The organism is Mycobacterium sp. THU-M104 (genome assembly GCF_049197365.1).
In the GTDB taxonomy this organism is placed as follows: Bacteria; Actinomycetota; Actinomycetes; order Mycobacteriales; family Mycobacteriaceae; genus Mycobacterium.
Genome location: NZ_JBMIOP010000241.1, coordinates 1 through 8,479, shown reverse-complemented (window position 1 = coordinate 8,479; position 8,479 = coordinate 1). Strand labels below are relative to the sequence as shown.

Here is an 8,479-nt window from a genome sequence, read left to right as displayed (position 1 = left end):
TATCATCGCACCGTTGCCGAGGTCATCGCACCACCATCGCAACGTATTTTGTTCTGCGGCATGTCGATTGGATTTGTCGATCCGTCGGTGCCGCGGACGCGGACACCTCGAGCTCCGCTGTCGGAGACTGTCACCTTTTTGCAGTAAGCGCCTCACAGCGGGTTGCCTGCCGATGGGTAGTCGGCACGGGGTGGCGCAGAGCTGCCACCCGATGCCGGTGCCGGTCGAAAAAGCCGACCTCCACTCCTCGAATATCGCACTGACCCACTGCATCCGCGACCACCGACGGCTCCCTCTCGGATCTGCTCGGGCAGAACGTATTTGAGCCGCTTCGTGAAGCCAGCCGCGGCAGTTGGCGGCGCTACGACGTTCCGTCGGTCCCGGGGGTGCCGCCGAAGAGGCCGGCGGTGCCGCCGGTGCCCCCGGTGCCACCGTTGACACCGTCACCGCCATTGCCGCCGTTGCCGTAGAGCGCCGCTTCGGACATCCCGTTCATGGTCACCCCGGCGTTGCCGCCGTTGCCGCCGTTGGCGGGGTTGGCACCGCTGCCCGCGTCGCCACCGGTGCCGCCGAAACCGAACACGCCTCCGCCGTCACCGCCGTCACCGCCGTTGCCGCCGGTGCCGAGGTTCGTGGTGCCGCCGTGCCCGCCGGCACCACCGAGACCGGCGCCTACCAGTGCGGTGCCCATCCCGCCGTCACCGCCGTTGCCGCCGACGCCGCTGGTGCCGGTGGCGGCCCCGCCGGCCCCGCCGGCACCTCCGCTGGTGATGCCTACCAGCGCGGAGCCCACACCGCCGTCCCCGCCGGTGCCGCCGATGCCGGCGGCGCCGGTGGCGCTACCGCCGTCACCGCCGGCGCCGCCGTGTTCGAGGCTGCCCCCGACCAGGGCGAGGCTGGTTCCCACGCCGCCGGTACCACCGGCGCCACCCTGCAGAGCGGCAGCCCCGCCGGCACCGCCGGCACCGCCGTGGGTGACGTCGAACCCGGCGAGGGCCAAGCCGGCGCCGTCGGCGCCGGCGCCGCCCGCGCCACCGGTGCCGCCCACATTGGTGGCGGCCCCGCCGTCACCGCCGGCGCCGCCGTGCACGACGTCGAGTCCGACGAGGGCGACGCCAGCGCCGATGCCACCGGCGCCACCCGTGCCACCGGTGCCACTGGTCCCGGTGGCGGCCCCGCCGGCCCCGCCAACGCCGCCCGCCGCGTCGTCGATCCCGACGAGGCTACGAGCTAAGCCGGCCCCGCCGGCGCCGCCATGCCCGCCGACACCGGAGGCCCCGCCGGCCGCGCCGCCGGCGCCGCCGTGCCCACCGAAACCGAGGAACAGACCGGCGTCGCTGCCGCCCCCGCCGCCGACACCACCGGTGCCGTCGATCCCGGTGGCCGCGCCACCGGCCCCGCCGGCGCCGCCCCACGACACGAGAAGACCCCCGGCCCCTCCGGCCCCGCCGGCACCACCGATCCCGACGGTGGCGGCCCCACCCACCCCGCCAGTGCCACCGACGCCGAACAGCAATCCCGAGGTGCCGCCGGCCCCGCCGGCCCCACCATCGCCGCCGCCCGCGGCCGCCCCGCCGGTCCCGCCGGTGCCTCCGTTGCCGATCAGCAACCCGCCGGCTCCGCCGGCCCCGCCGGTGGCTCCCGGGTTGGTGCTGGCTCCGCCAGCGCCGCCGTTACCGAACAGCCACCCGCCGGCCCCGCCGGCGGTGCCGACACCGTTGACGGTGGTGCCGTTGGCGCCGTCACCGAACAGCGGGCGCCCGGTGAACTGCAGGAACGGCGCGTTGATCGCCCCCGACACGTCGCGCTCGACGGTGTGCAGTGCCTGTAGCGGGTTGGCGTTGGCGGCCTCGGCCGCCGCGTAGGCCCCCGTACCGGAATTCAGGGTGTGCACGAACCGCTGATGAAACGCCGCCGCCGCCGCACCGGCGGCCTGATAATCGCGCGCGAACTGAGAAAACACACCCGACACCGCGGTGGACACCTCATCGGTGCCCGCGGCCGCGATCGCCGTCGTGGCCGCCGAGGCGCCCGCCTGGGCGGTATTCACCGCCGAACCGATACCGGCCAAATCCGACACCGCCGCCGCCAAGGCTTCCGGCACCACGGTCACCGACGTCATCGACACACCACCCCTCAGCTAGGAGACGCTCCCCCACGACGAGCACGAGACTACCCGCGAGACCACCACCCTGCGGACTTTTGCGGGGCAACACAAATTCGACGGTTCCCGCCGGTCAGCCACCGCTCGTCCGTGCCGCGGACGGTGGGACGTGCTGAGGGATCAGCACCACTTGAGGTCGGCGAGGAATCGTCACCCGCCAATCGGCCTCGAAACCGGAATCCCACCGCATCCGCTGTCAAACCACGCCGTAGCCGGGACATTTCGCCGCGCTGGCGATGCGGCCGGCTAGATCGGGATGGGCCAGGGGCAGCGATATTCTCGGCCGGGCCGGCATCGCAGATGCGGCCGGTGTACACAGTGCGAGGCATGGTGAGTGTGGCCGCGCGAGCCTCGATTTGCGTCGATGTGTTTACCTGGTTCCGTCGTAGCGGGGAAGTCGGTCGTACCGGGGAAGGAGCATCGTGGCCGCGATACCGGTCATCGCACTGACCGGCTATCTGGGTGCGGGCAAGACGAGTTTGCTCAACCACGTGCTTCGCGCGCCCGGGGCACGCATCGGCGTCGTCATCAACGACTTCGGCGAACTCAATGTCGACGCCGGGCTGGTGACGGGTCAGGTCGACGAGCCGGCGTCGATCGCCGGCGGGTGCATTTGTTGCCTGCCCGACGACGGCGGCCTCGACGAAGCCCTCGCCAAGCTCACCGACCCCCGGCTGAACCTCGATGTCATCATCGTCGAGGCGAGCGGTCTGGCCGAACCCACCGCGGTGTCGCGGATGATCCGGTTCAGCGGTGTGGAGCGGGTACGCCACGGCGGCGTGGTCGATGTCATCGACGCGGTCCGTCACTTCGACACCGTCGACCGCGGCGGGGTGGCCCCGGCCCGCTACGGGGCGGCGTCGCTGGTGGTGGTCAACAAACTCGATCAGGTACCCCCCGAGGACCGCGCGTCGGTGTCGGAGCGCATCGGGGCGCGGATCCGGGGGAGCAATCCGGATGCGCACGTCGTCGGCGCGGTCGGGGGGCGGGTCGACCCGACTCTGCTGTTCGACGTCGCCGAGGCCGACTCGGGCCAGTTGTCTTTTCGCGAACTGCTTCTCGACGGTGAGGCCGCCGCCGAAGCACCCGTACGCCACGACGAGCACAACCACGCGCGCGTTGGGTCCGTGACGGTCACCGGCGACGGATGTGTAGATCCCGGCGCGGTCTTCGATCTTCTCGAGGATCCTCCGCTCGGGGTGTACCGGATGAAAGGCACTATCGCCGTTAGTTATCGGGAACGTGTGCGCCGCTACGTCGTCAACGTCGTGGGCACCTCGGTGCATGTCGCATCCGCCCCGCCCGGCGCGCATGCGAATGCGCTGGTCGCGATCGGCACCGGAATCGATGTCGACCGGGTGCGCGAAGGCATGACGGCCGCGTTGCGCCCCATCGACGGCCCTGCCCCGGCCGCCTGTGTGCGTCGGCTGCAGCGCCACCGCAGGCAAAGCATCTGAACTCTAGGTCCTCCGGGGCCCTAGACATGCGCCCGACAACCACGAACTTTATAAGTAGTTTAAATGTTATGGATGTGGTGCCGTTCTCCGATTTGCAGTTGCGCGGCAAGGCGACGGTGGAAGCTTGGCTGCGCGAGTCGGCGAATCGGGTCTTGGTGGTGCGCCGGCGCGACGCCGAGGATCTGGTGTTGACGACGGCATCGCGTGCGGCGCAGGCTCGGGAGGCCTCGTCGGTGACGTCGCGCATCTTCGTCGCATTGATGCACCGCGACCCGCACGTGCGTGAGCTGGTGGCTGACGTGGTTCCGGAGGTGTTTCCGTGGGTCGCCTTCCTGCCGGACGACGAGGTCGGTGAGTTTGTGGCCGAGTTGGTCTCAACGATGAAGGCCGCCGAATCGATCGACAACCCGGCCCCGGTGGCACAGGTGATCGACGCTTGGCGTCACACCGCCGAGGTGCTGGCCGACCCGGAACGGGCGGCCGTGCTCAGTGCCCCCAGTGACGGCGACTTCGGATCGGTGCAGGCGCCCGAGGTCCGCGCGTAGGTGGCGCCCAAACGCGGTGACCGTGCCACCACGCTCATCACGAATTGCCGTCGGTCTGCGCGTGCGGCCCGGCTGAGGTTCGAAGAGCCGTTGGTGGTCATCTGCGCTCATGATGCGCTCCTGATGCGCTCATGTCGCCGGTGTGGGTTGAGAACCGACACCTGTGTCACCCCGGGAACAAGATCGCCGCGCCCGCCGTTGAGCTGGTCAACAACTTGAGTGCATCGGACTCAATTCCTGGTTGACACCACGTCGGCGTCAGGGCAGTCTTGAGCGAGGGGCACTCAGCATAGTGCAGTAACACGCTCGACTATCCAGGAGGAATCACCATGGCTCGTGCGGTCGGAATCGACCTCGGGACCACCAACTCCGTCGTCTCGGTCCTCGAGGGTGGCGACCCCGTCGTCGTCGCCAACTCCGAGGGCTCGCGGACGACGCCGTCCATCGTCGCGTTCGCGCGAAACGGCGAGGTGCTGGTGGGCCAGCCCGCCAAGAACCAGGCGGTGACCAACGTCGACCGCACCGTGCGCTCGGTCAAGCGACACATGGGCACCGACTGGTCCATCGCGATCGACGACAAGAAGTACACCGCGCAGGAGATCAGCGCCCGCGTGCTGATGAAGCTCAAGCGCGACGCCGAGGCCTACCTCGGTGAAGACATCGCCGACGCGGTCATCACCGTGCCCGCCTACTTCAACGACGCCCAGCGTCAGGCCACCAAGGAAGCCGGCCAGATCGCCGGCCTGAACGTGCTGCGCATCGTCAACGAGCCGACCGCGGCCGCGCTGGCCTACGGCCTGGACAAGGGCGAGAAGGAACAGACCATCCTGGTCTTCGACCTGGGCGGCGGCACATTCGACGTCTCGCTGCTCGAGATCGGCGAGGGCGTGGTCGAGGTCCGTGCCACCAGTGGTGACAACCACCTCGGTGGCGACGACTGGGACGAGCGCGTCGTGCAGTGGCTGGTCGACAAGTTCAAAGCGTCCAGCGGCATCGACCTGACCAAGGACAAGATGGCGATGCAGCGGCTGCGCGAAGCGGCCGAGAAGGCCAAGATCGAGCTGTCGTCGTCAGGCAGCACCTCGATCAACCTGCCCTACATCACCGTCGACTCCGACAAGAACCCGCTGTTCCTCGACGAGCAGCTCACGCGGGCGGAGTTCCAGAAGATCACCCAGGACCTGCTGGACCGCACCCGTCAGCCGTTCCAGTCGGTGATCAAGGACGCCGGCATCTCGGTGTCCGAGATCGACCACGTGGTGCTGGTGGGTGGTTCCACGCGGATGCCCGCGGTGACCGACCTGGTCAAGGAACTCACCGGCGGCAAGGAGCCCAACAAGGGCGTCAACCCCGATGAGGTTGTAGCGGTGGGAGCGGCTCTTCAGGCTGGAGTTTTGAAGGGCGAGGTGAAAGACGTTCTGCTGCTTGACGTCACGCCGCTGAGCCTGGGTATCGAGACCAAGGGCGGCGTGATGACCAAGCTCATCGAGCGCAACACGACCATCCCGACCAAGCGGTCGGAGACGTTCACCACCGCCGACGACAACCAGCCTTCGGTGCAGATCCAGGTGTTCCAGGGCGAGCGTGAGATCGCCGCGCACAACAAGCTGCTCGGCTCTTTCGAGCTGACCGGTATTCCTCCGGCCCCGCGCGGCGTCCCCCAGATCGAGGTCACCTTCGACATCGACGCCAACGGCATCGTGCACGTCACCGCCAAGGACAAGGGCACCGGCAAGGAGAACACGATCAAGATCCAGGAGGGCTCCGGCCTGTCCAAGGAGGAGATCGACCGGATGATCAAGGACGCCGAGGCGCACGCCGAGGAGGACCGCCAGCGCCGCGAGGAGGCCGACGTCCGCAACCAGGCCGAGACGCTCGTCTACCAGACGGAGAAATTCGTCAACGAGCAGAAAGAGGCCTCCGGAGACGGGGCCGGCTCGAAGGTTCCCGAGGAGACGCTGAGCAAGGTCGAGGCGGCCGTGGCCGAGGCCAAGACGGCGCTGGGCGGCACCGACATCTCCGCGATCAAGTCGGCGATGGAAAAGCTGGGCCAGGAGTCCCAGGCGCTCGGGCAGGCCATCTACGAGGCCACCCAGGCCGCGGGCGACCAAGCCGGCGGTCCTGGCGGCGCTGAGGCGGGCGGACCCGGCGGCTCGGCCGACGACGTGGTGGACGCGGAGGTCGTCGAGGACGACCGGGAGTCCAAGTGAGCGGCGGAAACCACAAAGCGGACGGCGACCAGGAACAGGTAACGGTCACCGACAAGCGCCGCATCGACCCCGAGACCGGCGAAGTCCGGCCTGCCCCTCCCGGCCCTGAGCCGGGAGGGGCCCCGCCCGGACAGTTTTCGGGCGAATCGCCCGAGGAAGCCGGTAAGGCCGCCGAGTTGCTGAGTGACCTGCAACGTGTACAGGCCGACTTCGCCAACTACCGCAAGCGGGCGCTGCGCGACCAGCAGGCCGCCGAGGACCGGGGCAAGGCCCGCGTCGTCAACGAATTACTCGGCGTCCTCGACGATCTCGAGCGGGCGCGCAAGCACGGCGACCTGGACTCCGGGCCGCTGAAGTCGGTGGCCGACAAGCTGGACAGCGCGCTGGGCGGCTTGGGCCTGACGGCGTTCGGTGCCGAAGGCGAGGATTTCGACCCGGTGCTGCACGAGGCCGTGCAGCACGAGGGCGACGGTGCCGACGGCGCCAAACCGGTCATCGGCACGGTCATGCGCCAGGGTTATCGCCTGGGGGACCAGGTGCTGCGGCACGCGCTGGTCGCCGTCGTCGACACCGTCGAGGCCGGCGAAACCGGGCAGGACACGGACGATAACGGCCCCGGCTCCCGGTGACTAGGACGCACAATCAGGGCACGACGAACGGTGAGAGGAGGTGACGCGGCATGGCCCAGCGTGAGTGGGTCGAAAAGGACTTCTACAAGGAGCTCGGCGTCTCCTCTGACGCCAAGCCTGAAGAGATCAAGCGCGCCTACCGCAAACTGGCGCGCGACCTGCACCCGGACGCCAATCCCGACAACCCCGCCGCCGGTGAACGGTTCAAAGCGGTGTCGGAAGCCCATAACGTGTTGTCGGATCCTGCCAAGCGCAAGGAGTACGACGAGACGAGGCGGCTGTTCGCCGGCGGCGGGTTCGGCGGGCGAGGGTTCGAAGCCGGCAACGTCGGCGGCTTCGGCGCCGGCGGTGACGGCGTCGAGTTCAACCTGAACGACCTGTTCGACGCCGCGGGCCGTAGCGGCGGCGCCACCATCGGCGACCTGTTCGGCGGCCTGTTCGGGCGCGGCGCCACTGCCCGGCCAAACCGGCCGCGGCGTGGCAACGACCTGGAGACCGAGACCGAGTTGGACTTCGTCGAGGCCGCCAAAGGCGTGGCCATGCCGCTGCGGCTGACCAGTCCGGCGCCGTGCACCAACTGTCACGGCAGCGGGGCGCGGCCGGGCACCAGCCCGAAAGTGTGCCCGTCGTGCAACGGCTCTGGCGTGATCAACCGTAACCAGGGCGCGTTCGGCTTCTCCGAACCCTGCACCGACTGCCGGGGCAGCGGCTCGATCATCGAGCACCCGTGCGACGAGTGCAAGGGCACCGGGGTCACCACCCGCACCCGCACCATCAACGTGCGCATCCCGCCCGGAGTCGAAGACGGCCAGCGGATCCGGCTGCCCGGGCAGGGCGAGGCAGGGCTGCGCGGCGCCCCTTCCGGGGACCTGTACGTGACCGTGCACGTGCGCCCCGACAAGGTGTTCGGCCGCGACGGTGACGACCTGACGGTGACCGTCCCGGTCAGCTTCACCGAATTGGCCTTGGGCTCAACGATTTCGGTGCCAACGTTGGACGGTAAGGTCGGTGTGCGGGTGCCCAAGGGCACCGCCGACGGACGCATCCTGCGGGTGCGCGGCCGGGGCGTGCCCAAGCGCAGCGGCGGCAACGGGGACCTGCTCGTCAGGGTGAAGGTGGCTGTGCCACCCAACGTGGAAGGTGCCGTCGCCGAGGCGCTGGAGGCCTATGCGGCCGCCGAACGCGCCAGCGGATTCAACCCGCGGGCGGGATGGGCGGGCAATCACTGATGGCAAAGAAAGATGGGTCCCGGACCTTCTTGATCTCGGTGGCCGCCGAACTGGCCGGCATGCACGCGCAGACACTGCGCACCTACGACCGCCTCGGGTTGGTGCGGCCGCAGCGCACTTCCGGTGGGGGACGGCGCTATTCGCAGAATGACGTCGACCTGCTGCGCGAGGTGCAGCGGCTTTCCCAGGACGAGGGCGTCAACCTTGCCGGCATCAAGCGCATCATCGAGCTGACCAACCAGGTC

General features: G+C 69.3%; 7 protein-coding genes and 2 pseudogenes. 7 read left to right on the top strand and 2 right to left on the bottom strand.

Going from position 1 to position 8,479, the window contains the following annotated elements; translation table 11 throughout:
* Positions 1-147: pseudogene (locus ACOJVU_RS17790) on the top strand (nitroreductase); the annotation flags it as partial.
* A 214-nt stretch (positions 148-361) separates the two neighbouring features.
* On the opposite strand, the gene ACOJVU_RS17785 reads toward ACOJVU_RS17790, so the two are convergent.
* Both ACOJVU_RS17785 and ACOJVU_RS17780 read right to left on the bottom strand, forming a co-directional pair.
* Complete coding sequence (locus ACOJVU_RS17785) at positions 362-2,122, bottom strand: PE family protein (protein ID WP_421530979.1); 1,761 nt, start codon at positions 2,120-2,122, stop codon at positions 362-364.
* 238 nt (positions 2,123-2,360) lie between these two features.
* Positions 2,361-2,528, bottom strand: a pseudogene (locus tag ACOJVU_RS17780) (RES domain-containing protein); the annotation flags it as partial.
* Between the two features lie 58 nt (positions 2,529-2,586).
* Between ACOJVU_RS17780 and ACOJVU_RS17775 the strand changes: the two are divergent.
* The 6 genes from ACOJVU_RS17775 to ACOJVU_RS17750 form a co-directional block, all read left to right on the top strand.
* Positions 2,587-3,621, top strand: a complete 1,035-nt coding sequence (locus ACOJVU_RS17775; RefSeq protein WP_421530978.1) for a CobW family GTP-binding protein — start codon at positions 2,587-2,589, stop codon at positions 3,619-3,621.
* A gap of 68 nt (positions 3,622-3,689) precedes the next feature.
* Positions 3,690-4,166, top strand: coding sequence for a DUF6247 family protein (locus ACOJVU_RS17770; RefSeq protein ID WP_421530977.1), 477 nt, complete (start codon positions 3,690-3,692; stop codon positions 4,164-4,166).
* Between the two features lie 329 nt (positions 4,167-4,495).
* Positions 4,496-6,376 carry a molecular chaperone DnaK gene (gene dnaK / locus ACOJVU_RS17765; protein WP_421530976.1) on the top strand — a complete coding sequence of 627 codons (1,881 nt, stop codon included), beginning with the start codon at positions 4,496-4,498 and terminating at the stop codon, positions 6,374-6,376.
* Positions 6,373-7,005 (top strand): nucleotide exchange factor GrpE, encoded by a 633-nt coding sequence (gene grpE, locus ACOJVU_RS17760; RefSeq protein WP_421530975.1) that lies wholly within the window; start codon positions 6,373-6,375, stop codon positions 7,003-7,005. Before dnaK ends, grpE begins: the two co-directional genes overlap by 4 nt.
* A 50-nt stretch (positions 7,006-7,055) precedes the next feature.
* Entirely contained in the window at positions 7,056-8,234 is a 1,179-nt protein-coding gene (gene dnaJ / locus ACOJVU_RS17755) for a molecular chaperone DnaJ (RefSeq protein ID WP_421530974.1), read from the top strand.
* Positions 8,234-8,479 (top strand): heat shock protein transcriptional repressor HspR (locus tag ACOJVU_RS17750; RefSeq protein ID WP_421530973.1); only part of this gene is annotated, 246 nt, incomplete at its 3' end. The genes dnaJ and ACOJVU_RS17750, both read left to right, overlap by 1 nt.

Bases quoted from the DNA above. Each gene is read 5' to 3' on its own strand.
- ACOJVU_RS17785 (WP_421530979.1), bottom strand. From the start codon at position 2,122: ATGACGTCGGTGACCGTGGTGCCGGAAGCCTTGGCGGCGGCGGTGTCG.
- dnaK (WP_421530976.1), top strand. From the start codon at position 4,496: ATGGCTCGTGCGGTCGGAATCGACCTCGGGACCACCAACTCCGTCGTC.
- ACOJVU_RS17770 (WP_421530977.1), top strand. From the start codon at position 3,690: ATGGATGTGGTGCCGTTCTCCGATTTGCAGTTGCGCGGCAAGGCGACG.
- dnaJ (WP_421530974.1), top strand. From the start codon at position 7,056: ATGGCCCAGCGTGAGTGGGTCGAAAAGGACTTCTACAAGGAGCTCGGC.